Here is an 18,151-nt window from a genome sequence, read left to right on the forward strand (position 1 = left end):
TTCGTCAGGCCCCTGCCCGCTTCGCGAAGCCCCAGGCGGCCGAGGCGAGCCCCGGCACACGCTCGGCAGTTTTTGCCGCCTGGGCGCTCGATGCGGTGCCGTCGACGATGCGTTTCTTGATACCCTGGACGATGCCGGTCAGCCGGAAGAGGTTGTAGGCGAAATACCAGTCGAGCTGCGGCACGCCGTCACGCTTCGTCGCCTTGCAATAGCGCACGACCATATCCTCGATCGTCGGGATGCCGGTTTCAGGCCCGGCCAGCCCCATCACGCCCGATCGGCCCTCGGGCTGGGTGACCCAGTTCATCAGGAAATAGGAGAAGTCAGCGAGCGGGTCGCCGAGCGTCGACAGCTCCCAGTCGAGCACCGCGGTCACCCGCGCTTCGTCGGCAGCGAAGATCATATTGTCGATACGATAGTCGCCGTGGACGATCGAGGTGCGCGTTTGCTCCGGCAAGGTGCGCGGCAGCCAGTCGATCAGCGCCTCGACATCGGGCATGTGCTCGGTCTCTGACGCGCGATATTGCTTGGTCCAGCGGGCGACCTGGCGTTCGAAATAATTGCCTGGCTTGCCATACTCGCCGAGGCCGGCTGCGACATAATCGGTGTTGTGGAGCGCGGCGAGCGTATCGACCATCGCGTTGTAAATGTCGCGCCGGCCCTCGGGAGCCATGCCGGGGAGCGAGCCGTCCCACAGGTTGCGGCCTTCGACCAGCTCCATGATGTAGAACATCGAGCCGATCACTTCGGGATCCTGGCACAGGCCGAACGGCGCTGGCACCGCGAAGCCGGTCGGGTGCAGCCCGGCGATCAGCCGATATTCGCGGTCGACCGCATGCGCCGAGGGCAGCAACTTGCCGAAGGGCTGGCGGCGCAGGACATAGCTCTTGCTCGGCGTGTCGACGCGGTAGGTCGGGTTGGACTGGCCACCCTTGAATTTCGACAAGGCGACCGGGCCGGCAAAGCCCGGCGTGTGGCCGGTCATCCAGCGATCGACCGCGCGCGGATCGATCGTGTCGTCTTCGGGAACCGGGATGGTCCCGACCATGGTGATGTTCGCGTCCTCGCGCCCGATCATGCGAAAGTGATCACCGACCGCGTCGAATCGCCCTGCCGCAATTCGTCGAACGCGTCGTTGATCCTTTCGAGTGGCATGCGGTCAGCGATGATCGTGTCGAGATCGAGCTGCCCGCGCATGTAGAAATCGACCAGGCGCGGGATATCGACGGGGAAGCGGTTCGAGCCCATCAGCCCGCCCTGGAGCTTCTTGCCCGCAAGCAGATCCATCGCCGACAGACCGACCTTCTCGCCGAGCGGCATCATGCCGAGGATCGTCGCCGTGCCGCCGCGGCGGAGCACCTTGACCGCGGTCGCGGCCGATTGCGGCCGGCCGACCGCCTCGATCGCGTGATGCACGCCGCCCCTGCTGATCTCGACCACCTGGTCGGCCGCCGTATCGGACAGCGCGTCGATCGAATGCGTAGCACCGAGTTTTTCGGCGAGCGCGCGCTTTTCCGGCACCGGATCGAGCGCGATGATCTTGCCGGCACCGGCGATCTTCGCGGCGTTGACGGCGGCGAGGCCGATCCCGCCGCAGCCGACGATGCACACCGTCTCGCCCGGGGTCACGTCACTGGTGTTGAATACCGCCCCTGCCCCAGTCGTCACCGCGCAGCCGATCAGTGCGGCGCGGTCGAGCGGCATGTCGCGGTCGATCGCGACACAGGCATGCTCGTGCACCAGCATCTGTTCGGCAAAAGCCGACAGGTTGAGCATCTGCGCGATCGGCTGGTCGCCCATCATCAGACGCGGCGGGGCGCCCTTGGGGCGGCGCACGCTGGGATCGATGCACAGCGACATATGGCCGGTCACGCAGAATTCGCAGTGGCCGCAGAACACCGACAGGCAGGTCACGACATGGTCGCCGACCTTGACGGTCGAGACGTCGCTGCCGACCGCCTCGACCACGCCCGCCGCTTCATGACCCGGGATCGTCGGCAGTGCGTGCGGATAGGCACCGTCGACGAAGTGCAGATCGGACCGGCACACCCCGACCGCGACGGTCCGGATCAGCACTTCGCGCGGACCGGGGTTGGAGACGGTGATCTCCTCAATGCGGAGCGGCGTCTTCGGCTCGAAAAGGACGGCGGCTTTCATCAGCGGCGCACCGCCTCTTTGGCGGCGATTGCCTCTGGCAGGTCAGCGTATTTCCCGAACTCGTTGCGGGCGATCGCCCGGTTGTGGACTTCGTCCGGCCCGTCGGCGAAGCGCAGGGTGCGCATCGCGGCCCAGGCATGGGCCAGCCCGAAATCCTGGCTGACGCCGCCGCCGCCATGCGCCTGGATCGCGTCGTCGAGAATCTGCAGCGCCATGGTGGGTGCCGCGACCTTGATCATCGCGATCTCGAGCTGGGCCGACTTGTTGCCGGCCTTGTCCATCATGTCGGCGGCCTTGAGGCAGAGCAGCCGGGTCATCTCGATATCGATGCGCGCCTTGGCGATGCGCTGTTCCCAGATCGAATGATCGGCGATGCGCTTGCCGAAGGCGACACGGCTGAGCAGGCGCTTGGCCATCGCCTCGATCGCGACCTCGGCGACGCCGATCGTACGCATGCAATGATGGATGCGGCCCGGCCCGAGGCGGCCCTGCGCGATCTCGAATCCCCGGCCCTCGCCGAGCAGCAGATTCTCGACCGGAACGCGCACGTCCTTGAGCTCGACTTCGCCGTGGCCGTGCGGCGCGTGATCATACCCGTAAACCGAAAGCATGCGCTTGATCGTCACGCCAGGCGCATCGAGCGGGACCAGGACCTGGCTTTGCTGGCTGTGGCGCGAGCTCTCCGGATTGGTCTTGCCCATGACGATCGCGACCTTGCAGCGCGGATCGCCAACGCCCGACGACCACCATTTCGTGCCGTTGATCACATAATGATCGCCGTCGCGAACCATGGAGGTCTGGATATTGGTCGCGTCGGACGAGGCGACGGCCGGCTCGGTCATCAGGAAAGCGGAGCGGATCTCGCCGTTCATCAGCGGCTTGAGCCATTCTTCCTTCTGCTCGCGCGTGCCGTAGCGGTGGAACACCTCCATATTGCCGGTGTCGGGCGCGGAGCAGTTGAAGCATTCGGACGCCCAGCCGACCTTGCCCATCTCCTCGGCGCAGAGCGCATATTCGAGGTTGGTGAGCTGCGTGCCTTCGAACTCGAAGCTGTCGTCGACATGGCTCTGGCCGGAGTGTGGGGGCATGAAGAAATTCCACAGCCCCGCCTCGCGTGCCTTGACCTTCATCTCCTCGATGACGGGAATGACCTTCCAGCGTTCGCCTTCATGCGACTGCTCGTCATAGATGTGCTGCCGCGGCCGGATATTCTGGTCGATGAAGGTCTTCACGCGGTCCCGAAAATAGGTCTCGCGCTCGCTCAGCGTGAAATCCATGGTGCATCCTCCATCGCTCTTTCCATGGGCGTTAGACCGTACCGCGTTTTCGGTAAAGCGCCTTTGCGGCCGAAATCGCAGTCGAACGGGCGCGCAGAAAAAACACTGTCTCTTCGAAAAGAAGATGTTACAGTTTCGGTCATGCAAGCTGCCGAAGACGTCCAGGGGGAGGAGGAGGCAGGCACGAAGCGGTTCCGCGCCAAGCGGGATGCGATTCTCGCCGCCGCCGCCGAAGCGATCAATGAACAGAGCGCGAAGGGCATGACCTTCGCCGATGTGGCGCGGCGCGTGGGGCTGAACACCACCAGCGTCACCTATTATTTCAAGCGCAAGGAGGATCTGGCCGCTGCCTGTTTCGAGCATACGCTCGACCGGCTTCAGGCGATGCTCGACGAATCGCAGCAAAAGGCCACGCCGCAGGCGCGAGTCGCGCATTATCTGGCGCTCAACATGGAGCGTTTTTCTCGCATCGAGCGCGGCGAAGAACAGGCCTTTGCCGTGCTGTCCGACCTGCGCGCGATGGAGGAGCCGGTGCGCAGCCGCCTGCTCGCCAGCTGGCAGCGGGTGTTCCGCACCACGCGCAACCTGTTTGGCCCCGCAGCGAACCGTGCCCAGACCGACCTGCACGGTGCCCGCGCGCATGTGCTGCTGGAGAATACCTTCTGGCTGCCGCTCTGGCTGGTCCGGTACGAGCTCGACCAGTTCGGCCGAATCGAGGATCGGCTGATGGACGTGTTCGAACACGGCATTGCCGGGCCGAACCAGAATTGGGCGCCCCAGTTGATCAACCTCGAGCATGAAGAGCCCGAGCCCGGGCGCGAGGCCTTTCTGCTGGCGGCAACCCGGCTGATCAACGAGCTCGGCTATCGCGGCGCGTCGGTGCAGAAGATCGCGTCCGAGCTGAACGTCACCAAGGGCAGCTTCTACCATCATCTCGACGCCAAGGACGATCTGGTCATCGCCTGCTACAAGCGCAGCTTCGACACGATCGCCGATGCGCAGCAGCTCGCCGACGAGCGCGGCGGGAGCCATTGGGAGCGGCTGACGGGCACGATCGCGACTCTGCTCGACGTGCAATTCTCCGAGCGCGGGCCGTTGCTGCGGACCACGGCGCTGTCGGGCCTGCCGCGCACCGTGCGGCGCGCGATGGTCGAGCGCTCCAACCGGATCGCGCGGCGCTATGCGGGCACGATGATGGACGGGATCGCCGAAGGATCGATCCGCCCGGTCGACGCGCTGGTCGCATCGCAGGCGCTGATGGCGTTGCAGAACGCCGCCTTCGACATGCGCAAATGGGCGAGCACCATGCCGCGCGAGAAGGCCGTCGCCTTCTACGCCTCGACCCTGGCGTTCGGGCTGTTCGACGATCGGGTACTGGACCTCTGAAAAAACTGGCTGAGGCTGGACAACAGCCTCGCTCCGCTGGCAGCGAGGCCGCAAGGAGATCAACACATGGCCGGCATGGGCGTATTCGACTGGGCAGACCCCTTTTTTCTCGACGATCAGCTCGAAGATGACGAGCGGATGATCCGCGATACGGCGCGGGCCTATGCCCAGGACAGACTCGCGCCGCGCATCATCGACGCCTTCGCCAACGAGACGACCGACGAGTCGATCTTCCGCGAGATGGGCGAGCTCGGACTGCTCGGACCGACCATCCCCGAGGAATATGGCGGGGTGGGCGCCTCTTATGTCGCGTACGGCCTTGTGGCGCGCGAGGTGGAGCGAGTCGATTCGGGCTACCGGTCGATGATGAGCGTTCAGTCGAGCCTCGTGATGTACCCGATCTATGCGTACGGGTCGGAGGAGCAGAAGCGGAAATATCTGCCGAAGCTGGCGACCGGCGAATGGATCGGCTGTTTCGGGCTGACCGAGCCCGATGCCGGCTCCGACCCCGGGGGCATGAAAACGCGGGCGGTGAAGACCGCCGATGGCTATCGGATCTCGGGCTCGAAGACCTGGATCTCCAACGCGCCGATTGCCGACGTCTTCATCATCTGGGCCAAGTCCGACGAGCATGGCGGCGGCATTCGCGGCTTCGTGCTGGAAAAGGGCATGAAGGGCCTCAGCACCCCGAAGATCGAGGGCAAACTGAGCTTGCGCGCCTCGATCACCGGCATGGTGATGATGGACGACATCGAAGTCGGCGAGGACGCGTTGCTGCCCGATGTGCAGGGGCTGAAGGGGCCGTTCGGCTGCCTCAATCGCGCACGCTACGGGATCAGCTGGGGGTCGATGGGGGCGGCCGAATTCTGCTTCCATGCGGCGCGGCAATACGGCCTCGACCGGGCGCAGTTCGGCAAGCCGCTGGCGGCGAACCAGCTCTACCAGAAGAAGCTGGCCGACATGCAGACCGAGATCGCGCTGGGGCTCCAGGCAAGCCTGCGCGTCGGGCGGCTGATGGACGCGGGCAAGTTCGCACCCGAGATGATCTCGATCATGAAGCGCAACAATGTCGGCAAGGCGCTCGATATCGCGCGGATGAGCCGTGATATGCATGGCGGCAACGGCATCTCGGGCGAATATCAGGTCATGCGGCATCTGATGAACCTGGAGACGGTGAATACCTATGAAGGCGCGCATGACGTTCATGCGCTGATCCTCGGGCGCGCGATCACGGGAATTGCGGCGTTTTGAGGCTGGCGCCCCGCCCATCTTCTTCCCCGGCGAAGGCCGGGGCCCAGTTGGAGCGTCCCGAATTGGCTGGTGCTGCGCTTCGTTACCCCGGCCTTCCCCACTGGGCCCCGGCCTTCGCCGGGGAAGGTCAAGGGTGAGAAGATGAGCACCTCTCCTCTCTCCGGCCTGAAGGTCATCGAACTCGCCCGCATCCTTGCAGGGCCGTGGGCGGGGCAGACGCTGGCCGATCTCGGTGCTGAGGTGATCAAGGTCGAGAGCCCGGAGGGCGACGACACCCGCACCTGGGGCCCGCCCTTCGTCGAGAACCCCGACGGCAGCCGCGACGCCGGCTATTTCCACGCGACCAATCGCGGCAAGAAATCGGTCGTCCTCGATTTCCGCACGCCCAAGGGTCAGGCCGAAGTCCGGCGCATGGTCGCCGACGCGGATGTGCTGATCGAGAATTTCAAGGTCGGCGGCCTCGCCAAATATGGGCTCGATTATGCGAGCCTCAGCGCGATCAATCCGCGGCTGGTCTATTGCTCGATCACCGGGTTCGGCCAGGACGGGCCCTACGCCAGTCGCGCCGGCTATGACTTCATCATCCAGGGCATGAGCGGCATCATGGACCTGACCGGCGAGCCGGACGGGACACCGCAAAAAGTGGGTGTCGCATTCGCCGACATCATGACCGGGCTCTATTCGGTGATCGCGATCCAGGCGGCGCTCGCCCAGCGCGAGAAGACCGGGCGCGGGCAGCAGATCGACATGGCGCTGCTCGATACCATGGTCGGCGTGCTGGCCAATCAGGCGATGAATTTCTTCGTGAGCGGTGTGACTCCGCCGCGACTCGGCAATGCGCATCTCAACGTCTCGCCCTATGCGGTTTTTCCGACGAGCGACGGCTGGTTCATTCTCGCCGTCGGCAATGACGGGCAGTTCGTGCGGTTCTGCGATGCGCTGGGGCTGGACGTGCTGAGGGCCGATCCGCGCTTCGCGACCAATGCCGGGCGGCTGGAGTTTCGCGAGCCGCTGTTCGCGGCGATCCGGAAGGAGACGTCGCGACACGAGCGCGACACGTTGCTCGCGACGCTTGAAGCCGTGGGCGTACCCGCCGGGCCAATCAACAGCGTCGCCCAGGCCTTTGCCGATCCGCAGGTGATTCATCGCGGCATGGCGCTGACGCTCGACCGGGACGGCATGGCCATTCCGGGCCTGCGCACACCGATCGCCTTCTCGGAATCGCGGCTGGCGCTGGACCGCGCCGCGCCAATGCTTGGACAGGATGACCCCGGATGAGCGCACCCCTGGCCGGCCTTCGCATCATCGAGATCGCCGGCATCGGCCCGGGGCCGTTCTGCGGCATGATGCTGGCGGATCACGGCGCCGAGGTGATCCGCATCGGGCGGCCCGACGAGGGCAGCAGCCTTTCCGTTTCTGCAAAGGACCCGCTGCTCCGGTCGCGCCGGCTGATCACGCTCGATCTGAAGAATCCCCTGGCGGTGCTGGCCGTGCGACGGTTGGTCGAGAGCAGCGATGGGCTGATCGAGGGTTTTCGCCCGGGGGTGATGGAACGGCTCGGGCTTGGGCCGGAGACCCTGCTCGCGGACAATCCCAAGCTGGTTTACGGCCGCATGACCGGATGGGGGCAGACCGGGCCGATGGCGGCCGATGTCGGGCATGACATCAACTATATCGCGATCTCCGGGGCGCTGCATGCGTTCGGCGAGGCGGGCGGCAAGCCGGTGGCGCCGATCAATCTGGTCGGCGATTTCGGCGGGGGCGGCATGATGCTCGCCTTCGGCATGCTCGCCGCGATCCTGCAGGCACAGGCGACCGGGCGCGGCCAGGTGGTCGATTGCGCGATGACGGACGGCTCCGCGCTGCTGATGAGCATGATGTGGGGATTCCGCGCGATGGGCCGCTGGGGAAATGGGCGCGGCACCAATCTGCTGGATGGCGGGGCGCATTTCTACGACAGCTATGAAACCGCTGACGGGAAATGGGTGGCGATCGGGTCGATCGAGCCGCAATTCTACAAGGCGCTGCGGGAGGTGATGCGGCTCGACGGGGGAGAATGGGACGCACAGTTCGCGCCCGCCATGTGGCCGCGACTCAAGGCCGAACTGGCCCGGCGCTTCAAGGAAAGATCGCAGGACGACTGGGTCGCCGCCTTTGCCGGGCATGAGGCGTGCTTTGCGCCGGTGCTCGGCTTCGACGAGGCGGCGGCGCATCCGCACAACCGTGCGCGAGGCACCTTCGTCGAGGCCGGCGGCGTGGTCCAGCCGGCCCCCGCCCCGCGCTATTCGCTGAGCGACACCGTGCCGCCGGTGATGGCCGGCCCGGCCGAGTCCGATGCGATCCTGGGGGACTATGGGTTTTCCGACGACGAGATGACCGCATTGCGCGAATCCGGCGCGATGGGCGCCGCCTAGCGACGGTTGGCCTGGTCGGGCACGACTTGCATGGTCATGGTGCAACGAGCGATTCTGCCTCGTGAATCGACCGGCTCCGGCGTCCATTTCAGGGGAGATATGGGACACCGCCTGTCCCGTATCTCTTGTCTCAGGCAATTATGAGAATCCATTTTATATCAACATATTGTCGCGATTTCCTCTCAGGCAGAATTGTGACGTCGGAGAGATCGTTTCGATAACGATATGATTGACTCTGCTCGCTCAAAGATCGGCGAAAACATTGCCTGCCTCGCGCTGTCATGCGATATGGGTTGCAAAGAAGAACCCATAGGAGAAAGCGCCATGGCCACCGCAGTCCTTCGCAATTCGCAGATGAGCGAAGCCGAATGGGAGGCGCGCCAGCAGCTTGCCGCCTGCTACCGTGTGTTCGCGATGCTCGGCTGGTCCGAGATGATCTATAACCACATCACGCTGAAGATCCCGGGCGAGGAAGGCGCGTTCCTGATCAACCCGTTCGGGCTGCATTTCAGCGAGGTCACTGCCTCCAGCCTGGTCAAGATCGACATCGACGGCAACAAGCTGGACGACAATCCCTATCCGGTGAACCGGGCTGGTTTCGTGCAGCATGCGCTGTTCCACCGGCATTTGCCCGATGCTCATTGCATCATGCACACGCATACGACCGCGGGCATGGCGGTCAGTTCGGTCGAGGGCGGGCTGCGTGCGACGAATTTCTATGCCTGCAATTTCTATGGGCAGATCGCCTATCATGATTTCGAAGGCGTCACCGTGCGCGACGAGGAAGGCCAGCGGCTGCTCGAGCATCTCGGCGACAAGCGGGTGATGCTGCTGAAGAACCACGGCATCCTGGTGATGGGTCGGACCCTGCCGGAGGCGTTCATCAAGCATTGGTCGCTGCAGCGCGCCTGCGAGATCCAGGTCGCGACCGCCGGCATGGGGACCCCGATCGAAGTACCGCCCGAAGTGGTGGCCGTGCACCAGCGCGACCTGCACCAGGTCTCGATCCCCGGCGGGCCGGGCAAGGCGGATTTCGAGGCGATGGTGCGGCTGGTCGACAAGATCGACACGAGCTGGCGGAACTGATCCTTCTCCCCCTGTGGGAGAAGGTGGCGCGAAGCGCCGGATGAGGGGGAGTGAGGTTCGGGACCACAACGACGCGTGTCCCCCTCACCCTTCCCATCGCTTTGCGATGGGCCCCTTCCCTCTCCCACAAGGAGGGAGATTTTAGCGGGAGAGGGAGATTTTAGCCGAATCTATAGCCTGAGACGGCCCAGCCGAGCACATGGTCGGCATAGTCGCGCACCGCCGGCCCATCGCCGCCAGCGCCGAGTGCCACCATCAGCGGGAGCAGGTGCTCCGCCTCGGGATGGGCGAACCTTGCGTGCGGCAGTTCCTCCCAGCGCGCGACCCGCTCCGCCCGAGCGGTCGGATCTGGATCGGTCACCGCCGCCGTCAATGCGGCATCCCATTCGTCAGCCACCGGCGTGACCTGGGGGCCGCGGGCGCGGAGGTTGTGGAAGCTCATGCCCGATCCGACGATCAGCACGCCCTCGTCGCGCAACGGCGCGAGGGCGCGGCCGATCGCGATATGCGCGGCAGGATCGAGATCCTTGCGCAGCGACAGCTGGACCAGCGGGATATCCGCGCCGGGCACCGCGACCATCATCGGGATGAACACGCCGTGGTCCCAACCGCGCACGGTTTCCTCGCGCACCGGGAAGCCGGCATCCTGAAGCAATGCCTCGACGCGGCGCGCGACATCGGGGGCGCCGGGGGCGTCCCAGCGCAGGCGATAGGTGTGTTCGGGGAAGCCGTAATAGTCATATAGCAGCGGCTGGCCGTTGCCGGCATGGACGGTTACGTCTTTTTCCTCCCAATGGCCGGAGACCATCAGGATCGCCTTGGGGCGTTCGGGCAGCGAGGCGATCAGGCCGGCGAGATACTCCTGCATTGGCTGCCACATCGGATCGGGCGGGCCGCCCGCCGGATCCATGAAGAAGCAGGGGCCGCCGCCATGCGGCACGAAGAGTGTGGGAAGTGTCATGCGGGGGATATCGGTCTCGCCCCGACGCATCGCAATCGCGCCTGCGGAAACACGCCGTTTCCCAATACCGGCCTTTGCCGTAAGCTGCCGGCATGACCCGCTTCACCGTCAACAACCAGCCCGTCGAATACAAGATGGACCCGAAGACGCCGCTGCTTTGGGCGCTCCGCGACGCCTCCAACCTGACGGGCGCCAAATATGGCTGCGGCAATGGCGAATGCGGGGCCTGCACCGTCGATATCGATGGAGAGGCTGTGCGATCCTGCCAGGCGACGATCGGCGCGATCGAGGGCAGCTTCGTCACCACGATCGAAGGCCTGTCGCGCGAGCGGGCGCATCCGGTCCAGCTGGCCTGGATCGCCGAGAATGTGCCGCAATGTGGCTTTTGCATCCCGGGCATGGTCATGGCCGCGGCGGTGCTGATCAAGAAGAACAAGAATCCGTCCGAGGACGACATCAAGAGCGCAATCACCAATCTGTGCCGGTGCGGGGTCTATCCGCGCGTGGTCGAGGCAGTGATGCGCGCGGCGCGTGTCCAGCGCGGCGACGAGACGATCGATGTCGGCGCCTCGCCCGGGATCGATCCCGCGAGCGCCGCGAAGCTGGTGCCGGCACTGACGCCGGGGGGACGACAGCAACGCTGAAGTCAGGTGGGGTGAATCCTTTCGCAATGCTGACACCGCAATTCAGAAACGGCTCATCGCCAATACTGCAAAAGCCGTGCATCGTTCGGGCGAATCATACGTCCACGTACCGGAAGGACTAAGATGCGTACTTCTTTCATCATCGCGCTTCTGGCGGCGACGGCGGCTATCGTGCCGGCGACTGCCTATGCGCGCGACATGGACCGTCAGGATCGCGGTGGGGATCGCGGCGGCGAGCAGCGCCAGGCGCGCCCGGATTTCCAGCGCCCGCAGACTCAACCCGCACAGCAGCCGCAGCCCCGCGTCGAGCAGCCGCGCGTCGAACGGCCCGCCAACAATGGCGGTGGCTGGGGTGGTGATCGTGGCGGTCGCGGCGGCGGCTGGCAGGGCCGCACGCAGCAGCAGCCCCAGGTTCAGGCGCAGCCGCAACAGCAGCCGCGCCCACAGTTCAACCCGCAGATGTTCCGCCGCGATGGCGCCAATGATGGCCGCCCCGATGCCCGGGGCGGAAGGGGCGATGGCCGCCCCGATTTCCGTGGCGGCAACCGTGGTGGCGACGGCCGGAATGGCGGCGTAGTAGTCCAGCCACAACAGCCCCAGCAGCCCCAGGCCAATGGCGGCCGTCCGGGCGGCCGTGGCGACTGGCGCGGTAACAACAATGGCGGCCGTGGCGATGGCAATCTGCGTGGCAATGACGGCCGGCGCGACGACAATTGGCGCGGAAACGACGGCCGCGGCAATGACGGCCGCAACGGCGGAAGCTGGCGCGGGAACAATGGTCGCAATGACGGCAACTGGCGTGGCAATAATGGCCGGGGCGGTGGCTGGAACGGCAATGACGGCCGCAACTGGAACCGCGGCTGGCGCAGCGACAATCGCTACAACTGGCAGTCGCGCCGCAACCAGTATCGCAACAACTACCATCTGCCCCGCTATTATGCGCCATACGGATGGGACTATGGCTATCGCCGCTTCGGCATCGGCCTGACGCTGAACTCGATCCTGTTCGAACAGAACTATTGGATCGACGATCCGGAATATTACGGCCTGCCGCCGGCCTATGGCCCGTATCGCTGGGTGCGCTATTACAACGACGCGCTGCTGGTTGATATCTATACCGGCCAGGTGGTCGACACGGTCTACGACATCTTCTGGTAAGAGGATGAGATGAAGCGAGGGGTCCGGCGGCATGGTCGCCGGGCCCCTTGTTTTTGGCCCCTTGTTTTTTGGGGGCGTGGCGGCAGATTGCGGCGCGATGTCTCTGTTCTCAAAGAAACCCCTCGTCCCGAAAAAACCGGGCGGCCCCTCCCCGATCCGCAAGCTGGCGGGCGAGACCGTCTCGCAGCGGCTCGACGCGAATCCGGCGGTGAAGCGCGCCAAGATCGACAAGGCGCAGGTCTATTACCACATGGATTTCCTGATCCCGGCGCAGTGCACCGCGCTGATGCGGCTGATCGATTCGAACCGCCGGCCCTCCACCCTGCTTTCCGAATCCGGCGACACGACCTTCCGCACCAGCGAGAGCTGCGACATGGATCGGTGGTCGCCGGCGGTTCAGCCGATCGACGAATCGATCGCCAACCTGCTCGGCCTGCCCCCGGCGAACGGCGAGACGATGCAGGGCCAGCGCTACGCACCCGGCCAGCAATTCCGCGCCCACCACGACTTCTTCCATGAAGGCCAGCATTATTGGGAGGCGATGAAGGCGAGCGGCGGACAGCGCACCTGGACGGCGATGATCTATCTCAACAATGTCGAGGAAGGCGGCGCGACCTGGTTTCCCCAGGCCGGCATCCGCGTGGCACCGAAGCGCGGGCTGCTGCTCGCCTGGAACAATATGCACCCCGATGGCAGCCCGAACGAATTCACCTTGCATGAAGGCATGCCGGTGGTGAAGGGCACGAAATATATCGTCACCAAGTGGTTCCGCGAGGGCGCCTGGCTGAAGCAATAAGGCGGCGCGAGCCGAGTGTCGTCGAGCCAATCATGCGCAAGATCCTGCTTACTACCGTCGGCACCCTGGGCGACCTTCATCCGTTCATCGCCATCGGCCTCGCGCTCAAGCGGCGTGGACATCGGCCCGTGCTTGCGGTGCCCGCGGATCATGTCGCGAAAACGCAGGCGGCCGGGCTCGAAGCGGTTGCCGTGCTGCCGAGCTTCGACGCGATCCGCGAACGGATGGGGATGGGCGAGGACGACGCGGTCAAGCGCGTCATGGCCGACCAGACCTATCTGCTCGAGCAGGTGCTGCTGCCCTGGCTCGAATCGAGCACGGCTGCCCTGGACGAGGTGGTTGGCGGTGCCGACGTGCTGGTCGGATCGCTGTTCGTGTTCGGCGCGCCGATCATCGCCGAGAAGCGTCGTGTGCCGCTGGTCTCGGTGATCCTTCAACCGATGGCCATCCTCTCGGTCCACACGCCGCCCAAGACATCGGATTTCTGGATGCTGATCCAGGCGCCGGGCAGTCCGATCGGCGTCCGATGGAACCGGCTCGCTTATGGCGTCATCCGCAAGATCATGCGGCTCCGTTATGGCCGGAGGGTCGACGAGGTCCGTGCGCACCACGGCCTGAGCCCGGCGTGCGACCCGTCGATGTTCGACATCAGCCGCGAAACCGCGCTGACCCTGTGCTGCTATTCGCCCATCTTCGGCCCGCCCCAGAAGGACGCGCCCGCCAATACAGAGATCGTCGGCTTCCCGATCTATGACAGCCAGGGCGGCGAGACCGAGGCGCCGGACCCTGAACTGGAGGCTTTTCTGGCCGAGGGCCCGCCCCCGTTGGTGTTCACGCTCGGCTCGTTCGCTGTGTACGCGCCGGGCGACTTTTACGAAGAGGCCGCGGCCACGGCCAGGCTGCTCGGCACCCGCGCTGTGCTGCTGACCGGCGAGAGGACAAGGTTGCAGTCCGAAGGCGATATTCTGGTCCGTGCCTATGCACCGCATTCCACGCTGTTTCCCAGGGCCGCTGTCATCATCCACCATGGCGGCATCGGCACGACGGGCCAGGCATTGAGGGCAGGCAAACCCCAGCTTGTCGTGCCTCATATGGGCGATCAGGCCGACAACGCGCATCGCATCCGCAAGATGGGTATCGGACTGGTCCTCAAGGCGCGACGCTTCAGTGCTCGCCGTGCAGCGCCGATGATCGCCGCCCTGCTCGATACACCTGCCTATCGCGCCCAGGCTGAGCGCGTCGGGGCACTGATCAGGCCCGAGAACGGTGCCGAGGCGGCAGCGATCGCGATCGAGCGGCTCCTCCCCCTGCGCGATAGGGCCGAAATGGACATTCAAGCGCCTGAATAGAGGCGGTTTTAACCATCGCTCTTAGCAGCAGCTTCATTGCGACCGCCTAGCATTTCCCCGTCGGAATTCCGGGGGGCCCACGATGTTTCTCAAGACTTTTGCGATCGCCTTGCCGGTGATCCTCGGCGGCATGTACGTCAGCGGTTCGCTCGGCGGTGGCGGCTGGTCACGCGATGTGGCGCGTCCCCAGGCCGAGGTGATGCGCGCGCTGGAGGATCTCGACATTCGCGATCAGCCGGGGTCGCCCGGCACCGATCCGTCGCGATCGGGCGGCGTGACGCCGGTGTTCAACCTGGAGCGTACCGACACGTCCATGCGGTGGAAGGTGATGAGCGGCGACAAGGTCGCGGTGACGATGATCGCCGACTTCAAGCCGAGCGCCGACGGCAAGAGCACGCATGTCACCGCGCATGTCGAGCGCGGCAATGCGCCGGACGATTTCGTTTCCCCCGCCTTCCGCTCGAAGGGCCTTACGCTCGGCCTGTTCTCGATGGCGATCGAGGGCGAGCTCAACGAGCTGACCCTCCCGGCACCGGGCGACCCCGCGACGTGCGCCAAGCTGTTCGAACGCTTCCAGGACGCGAACATGGAGGCGGGTGCCGGTGGACGCCCCGAATCGCTTCGGGGCGCGATCGGGCAGGTCGCTGCGACCGGCATACGGCTGAATGCCTTCGAGGCGGAGCAGCGCCGCCTGGGCTGCCAGCACCGCGACGGCAGCAATGACTTCAAGCCGGTCGAATCGCAGATGGGGCCGGCGGACGGCCCCCGCAGCGCGTCCAGCCCGTCCGGCGATGTCAGCTTCACCCCTGGTCAGCCGATGATCGATCCTACCCCACCGGGCGAACGCCGGCGCTGAACGATCCGCACCCGGATAGCCGAACCGCGATCGAACCTTTCGCGGGGGAGTCATTGAGCGCTACAGAGGGCGGGTGAACACCGTCCTCAACATCTCGCACTCCATCCTCGGGCAACCCTGGCGCTGGCGCGCGCTGGAGACCGACACGCGGGATCCGGGCTTTTCGCCCGACGATCTTGTCACTCAGCTGCTGCTGTCGCGCGGGTGCCCGCGCGAGGCGCTCGACGCGCACAAGGCGCCGAGCATCCGCGGTTTTATGCCGGATCCGTCGATCTTCCGCGACATGGACCGCGCCGCCGAGCGGCTCGCCGATGCGATTCAGGCCAGCGAGCAGGTGACGGTCTTCGGCGATTATGACGTGGACGGCGCGACCTCCGCCGCGCTGATGATCCTGTTGCTGCGCGACCTGGGGCTTGAGGCGCGCGCCTATATCCCCGACCGGCTGATGGAGGGATACGGCCCCTCGGGCGAGGCGCTCGTCCGGCTCAAGGACGAAGGCGCGAGCCTGATCGTCACGGTCGATTGCGGCGCGCAGGCATTCGAGGCGCTGGAGATGGCGCGCGTGGCCGGCGTGGACGTGATCGTGGTGGATCACCACAAATGCGCCGCCGCCCTGCCCCATGCGCATGCGCTGGTGAACCCGAACCGCCTCGACGAGGCCGAGGGCGCCGCGTTCGGCCATCTCGCCGCCGTTGGCGTCGCCTTCCTGCTCGGCGCGGCGCTGATCCGGCTGCTCAGGACGCGCGGCTTTTTCGAAGACCGCGCCGAGCCGCGCCTGCTCGACCTGCTCGATATCGTCGCGCTCGGCACCGTCGCCGATGTCGCATCGCTCAAGGGACTCAACCGCGCCTTTGTCAGCCAGGGGCTGAAGGTGATGGCGCAGCGGCGCAATATCGGGCTCAACGCGCTGATCTCCGCCTCGCGGCTGACGCGCGCGCCGACCGCGACCGATCTGGGCTTCGCGCTGGGGCCGCGGATCAATGCGGGCGGGCGGGTCGGCAAGTCGGATCTGGGCGTGCGTCTGCTCACCACGCGCGATCCGGCCGAGGCGGCCAGCATTGCCGCCGAACTGGATCGCCTGAACGAGGAGCGCCGCGCGATCGAGGCGATCGTGCAGGACGCGGCCGAGGCGCTGGCCGGCGCCAAGGGCAACCGGGCAGTGATGGTCGTGGCGGGGCGCGGCTGGCATCCTGGCGTGATCGGCATCGTCGCGGGACGGCTGAAGGAGAAATTCGGGCGGCCGTCGCTGGTGATCGCGCTCGACGATCAGGGCGTGGGCAAGGGATCGGGCCGGTCGATCCCGGGCGTCGATCTCGGGGCGGCGGTGCTGGCGGCGAAGGACAGCGGCCTGCTGGTCGCGGGCGGCGGGCATGCCATGGCGGCGGGACTGACCATCGCCGAGGACCAGCTCGAGGCCTTTGCCGATTTCCTGGAAGAGCGCCTCGACGCCGCCGTCACCCGGTCGATCGGCGACCGTGCGCTGCTGCTCGACGCGCTGTTGACCGCGGGGGGCGTCACCCCTGCCCTCGTCCAGGCGATGGACGCGGGCGGGCCCTATGGCATGGGCTGGCCCCAGCCGCGCGTGGTCGCCGGGCCAGTACGGATCGTGAAGGCGGATATCGTCGGCAACGGCCATGTCCGCGCGATCGTCAGCGGCGATGACGGGCGCGTGCTGAAGACGGTCGCGTTCCGCCAGGCCGAGACCGCACTGGGCGCGGCCCTGTTGGGCGCCCCGCCGCATCGCCGGCTGTGGCTCGCGGGTCGCGCCCGAATCGACGACTGGGGGGCAAAGCCGGCGGCAGAGCTGCATCTCGACGACGCAGCCTGGGCCGATTGAGGAGAGGGACGCATGTTCAGCCACATCACCTTCGGCACCGATGATATCGAGCGCGCGCGTCGCTTTTACGAACCGGTGATGGCGACGCTGGGCGTCGAACAGCCGTTCGAACTGCCGGGTACGCTCGTGTTCGGGGAACTGGCGGGACTCAAACTGTTCATCGTCAGCCCGTTCGACGGCGGTGGCGCCCACCCCGGCAACGGACCGCATTCGGCGTTCCTGGCGCCCGATCGTGCGGCGGTCGACGCGTTCCACGCAGCAGCGCTCGCCCATGGCGGTACCGATGAAGGCGCGCCCGGTTTGAGGCCGCATTATCACGCGCATTATTACGGCGCCTATGTCCGCGATCCCGATGGAAACAAGCTCCAGGCGGTCTGTCATCGTCGTGCCGATGACGCAGTGGGTTGACCAGCCCTCCGCATTTGCCTAACCGGCACGCCCACACTCGGTAACGGGTATGGCCCCTTCGTCTAGCGGTCTAGGACGCGGCCCTTTCACGGCTGAAACACGGGTTCGATTCCCGTAGGGGTCACCAGTCAAGCGATTTATCGCATTGATCTTACGTGATAAATTTTAGCCCCGCGGAAACCGATACCACAGACGTTCCCACATATTGCATGGGGAGTGATGGTATGATGCGGGCCTTGCCGAGACACTTTTCGGCCGGCAGCTAGCCACTCCCGGACTTTCGACGCTCCCTAGATAAGGTCGTTCACCGCACGGCCTTCCCTGCACGCATACGCCGATTCTATTGAAAAGCCGTCTTGAGGTATCGGCAGTGGAGTGATTCATTCTTCCCAAGAGAGCAGAGGCGCCCGATGATGATGACGTCGTCGACCTTTGCACGCCTCATGACAAAACAGGCCGGCACAACTCGCAGCAGACTTCCTGAGAGAGGGAAACTACGCCCCATCGTGTGCCGAAGCCCACCGGAGGCTAACGCGATGTCTGGTTTGGACAGGGAAAGCGCCTCGCAAGC

General features: G+C 65.6%; 16 protein-coding genes and 1 tRNA gene. 13 read left to right on the forward strand and 4 right to left on the reverse strand.

Features of this window, described 5'->3' with window-relative positions; all coding sequences use genetic code 11:
* Positions 1–4: 4 nt before the first annotated feature.
* From WC729_RS11180 to WC729_RS11190, 3 genes are read right to left on the reverse strand one after another with little or no spacing between them, the layout of a single operon-like run.
* On the reverse strand, positions 5–1,078 hold the full coding sequence (locus WC729_RS11180; RefSeq protein ID WP_372852610.1) for a phosphotransferase family protein: 1,074 nt from the start codon (positions 1,076–1,078) through the stop codon (positions 5–7).
* On the reverse strand, positions 1,075–2,157 hold the full coding sequence (locus WC729_RS11185; protein ID WP_372852612.1) for a Zn-dependent alcohol dehydrogenase: 1,083 nt from the start codon (positions 2,155–2,157) through the stop codon (positions 1,075–1,077). Before WC729_RS11185 ends, WC729_RS11180 begins: the two co-directional genes overlap by 4 nt.
* Complete coding sequence (locus WC729_RS11190; protein WP_372852614.1) at positions 2,157–3,434, reverse strand: acyl-CoA dehydrogenase family protein; 1,278 nt, start codon at positions 3,432–3,434, stop codon at positions 2,157–2,159. The genes WC729_RS11185 and WC729_RS11190 overlap by 1 nt, the downstream gene beginning before the upstream one ends.
* 141 nt (positions 3,435–3,575) lie before the next feature.
* On the opposite strand from WC729_RS11190, the gene WC729_RS11195 reads away from it, so the two are divergent.
* The 5 genes from WC729_RS11195 (at position 3,576) to WC729_RS11215 (ending at position 9,571) form a co-directional block, all read left to right on the forward strand.
* Positions 3,576–4,820 carry a TetR/AcrR family transcriptional regulator gene (locus tag WC729_RS11195; protein ID WP_372852616.1) on the forward strand — a complete coding sequence of 415 codons (1,245 nt, stop codon included), beginning with the start codon at positions 3,576–3,578 and terminating at the stop codon, positions 4,818–4,820.
* Between the two features lie 66 nt (positions 4,821–4,886).
* Complete coding sequence (locus WC729_RS11200) at positions 4,887–6,071, forward strand: acyl-CoA dehydrogenase (protein WP_372852618.1); 1,185 nt, start codon at positions 4,887–4,889, stop codon at positions 6,069–6,071.
* Positions 6,072–6,212: 141 nt separating this feature from the next.
* Entirely contained in the window at positions 6,213–7,349 is a 1,137-nt protein-coding gene (locus WC729_RS11205; RefSeq protein WP_372852620.1) for a CaiB/BaiF CoA transferase family protein, read from the forward strand.
* Positions 7,346–8,485, forward strand: a complete 1,140-nt coding sequence (locus WC729_RS11210) for a CaiB/BaiF CoA transferase family protein (RefSeq protein WP_372852622.1) — start codon at positions 7,346–7,348, stop codon at positions 8,483–8,485. The genes WC729_RS11205 and WC729_RS11210 overlap by 4 nt, the downstream gene beginning before the upstream one ends.
* A gap of 324 nt (positions 8,486–8,809) precedes the next feature.
* A complete protein-coding gene (locus tag WC729_RS11215) occupies positions 8,810–9,571 on the forward strand; it encodes a class II aldolase/adducin family protein (RefSeq protein ID WP_372852624.1) in 762 nt (253 codons plus the stop codon).
* Between the two features lie 160 nt (positions 9,572–9,731).
* On the opposite strand, the gene WC729_RS11220 is transcribed toward WC729_RS11215, so the two are convergent.
* Positions 9,732–10,532, reverse strand: a complete 801-nt coding sequence (locus WC729_RS11220; RefSeq protein ID WP_372852626.1) for a class III extradiol ring-cleavage dioxygenase — start codon at positions 10,530–10,532, stop codon at positions 9,732–9,734.
* A 92-nt stretch (positions 10,533–10,624) separates the two neighbouring features.
* Here WC729_RS11220 and WC729_RS11225 point away from each other — a divergent pair, with 92 nt between their 5' ends.
* The 8 genes from WC729_RS11225 to WC729_RS11260 all read left to right on the forward strand — a co-directional run bounded on the left by WC729_RS11225 (position 10,625) and on the right by WC729_RS11260 (position 17,707).
* The gene (locus WC729_RS11225; RefSeq protein ID WP_372852628.1) at positions 10,625–11,176 is read left to right on the forward strand and encodes a (2Fe-2S)-binding protein; all 552 of its coding nucleotides are present in this window, start codon (positions 10,625–10,627) and stop codon (positions 11,174–11,176) included.
* Positions 11,177–11,299: 123 nt separating this feature from the next.
* On the forward strand, positions 11,300–12,334 hold the full coding sequence (locus tag WC729_RS11230) for an RcnB family protein (RefSeq protein WP_372852630.1): 1,035 nt from the start codon (positions 11,300–11,302) through the stop codon (positions 12,332–12,334).
* A 97-nt stretch (positions 12,335–12,431) separates the two neighbouring features.
* Positions 12,432–13,130: a prolyl hydroxylase family protein gene (locus tag WC729_RS11235; RefSeq protein ID WP_372852632.1), complete on the forward strand. Its 699-nt coding sequence runs from the start codon at positions 12,432–12,434 to the stop codon at positions 13,128–13,130.
* Between the two features lie 32 nt (positions 13,131–13,162).
* Entirely contained in the window at positions 13,163–14,479 is a 1,317-nt protein-coding gene (locus WC729_RS11240; RefSeq protein ID WP_372852634.1) for a glycosyltransferase, read from the forward strand.
* An 82-nt stretch (positions 14,480–14,561) separates the two neighbouring features.
* Complete coding sequence (locus tag WC729_RS11245) at positions 14,562–15,335, forward strand: hypothetical protein (RefSeq protein ID WP_372852636.1); 774 nt, start codon at positions 14,562–14,564, stop codon at positions 15,333–15,335.
* Between the two features lie 73 nt (positions 15,336–15,408).
* Complete coding sequence (recJ, locus tag WC729_RS11250) at positions 15,409–17,172, forward strand: single-stranded-DNA-specific exonuclease RecJ (RefSeq protein WP_372852638.1); 1,764 nt, start codon at positions 15,409–15,411, stop codon at positions 17,170–17,172.
* Positions 17,173–17,184: 12 nt separating this feature from the next.
* Positions 17,185–17,580: a VOC family protein gene (locus WC729_RS11255; RefSeq protein WP_372852640.1), complete on the forward strand. Its 396-nt coding sequence runs from the start codon at positions 17,185–17,187 to the stop codon at positions 17,578–17,580.
* Between the two features lie 51 nt (positions 17,581–17,631).
* A tRNA-Glu gene (locus WC729_RS11260) sits at positions 17,632–17,707 on the forward strand.
* Positions 17,708–18,151 lie beyond the last annotated feature (444 nt).

This window comes from Sphingomonas sp., from assembly GCF_041661825.1.
In the GTDB taxonomy this organism is placed as follows: domain Bacteria; phylum Pseudomonadota; class Alphaproteobacteria; order Sphingomonadales; family Sphingomonadaceae; genus Sphingomonas.

Bases quoted from the DNA above. Each gene is read 5' to 3' on its own strand.
- WC729_RS11190 (WP_372852614.1), bottom strand. From the start codon at position 3,434: ATGGATTTCACGCTGAGCGAGCGCGAGACCTATTTTCGGGACCGCGTG.
- WC729_RS11225 (WP_372852628.1), top strand. From the start codon at position 10,625: ATGACCCGCTTCACCGTCAACAACCAGCCCGTCGAATACAAGATGGAC.
- WC729_RS11255 (WP_372852640.1), top strand. From the start codon at position 17,185: ATGTTCAGCCACATCACCTTCGGCACCGATGATATCGAGCGCGCGCGT.
- WC729_RS11220 (WP_372852626.1), bottom strand. From the start codon at position 10,532: ATGACACTTCCCACACTCTTCGTGCCGCATGGCGGCGGCCCCTGCTTC.
- WC729_RS11180 (WP_372852610.1), bottom strand. From the start codon at position 1,078: ATGATCGGGCGCGAGGACGCGAACATCACCATGGTCGGGACCATCCCG.
- WC729_RS11230 (WP_372852630.1), top strand. From the start codon at position 11,300: ATGCGTACTTCTTTCATCATCGCGCTTCTGGCGGCGACGGCGGCTATC.
- WC729_RS11210 (WP_372852622.1), top strand. From the start codon at position 7,346: ATGAGCGCACCCCTGGCCGGCCTTCGCATCATCGAGATCGCCGGCATC.
- WC729_RS11240 (WP_372852634.1), top strand. From the start codon at position 13,163: ATGCGCAAGATCCTGCTTACTACCGTCGGCACCCTGGGCGACCTTCAT.
- WC729_RS11205 (WP_372852620.1), top strand. From the start codon at position 6,213: ATGAGCACCTCTCCTCTCTCCGGCCTGAAGGTCATCGAACTCGCCCGC.
- WC729_RS11185 (WP_372852612.1), bottom strand. From the start codon at position 2,157: ATGAAAGCCGCCGTCCTTTTCGAGCCGAAGACGCCGCTCCGCATTGAG.
- WC729_RS11195 (WP_372852616.1), top strand. From the start codon at position 3,576: ATGCAAGCTGCCGAAGACGTCCAGGGGGAGGAGGAGGCAGGCACGAAG.
- WC729_RS11235 (WP_372852632.1), top strand. From the start codon at position 12,432: ATGTCTCTGTTCTCAAAGAAACCCCTCGTCCCGAAAAAACCGGGCGGC.
- WC729_RS11215 (WP_372852624.1), top strand. From the start codon at position 8,810: ATGGCCACCGCAGTCCTTCGCAATTCGCAGATGAGCGAAGCCGAATGG.
- WC729_RS11200 (WP_372852618.1), top strand. From the start codon at position 4,887: ATGGCCGGCATGGGCGTATTCGACTGGGCAGACCCCTTTTTTCTCGAC.
- WC729_RS11245 (WP_372852636.1), top strand. From the start codon at position 14,562: ATGTTTCTCAAGACTTTTGCGATCGCCTTGCCGGTGATCCTCGGCGGC.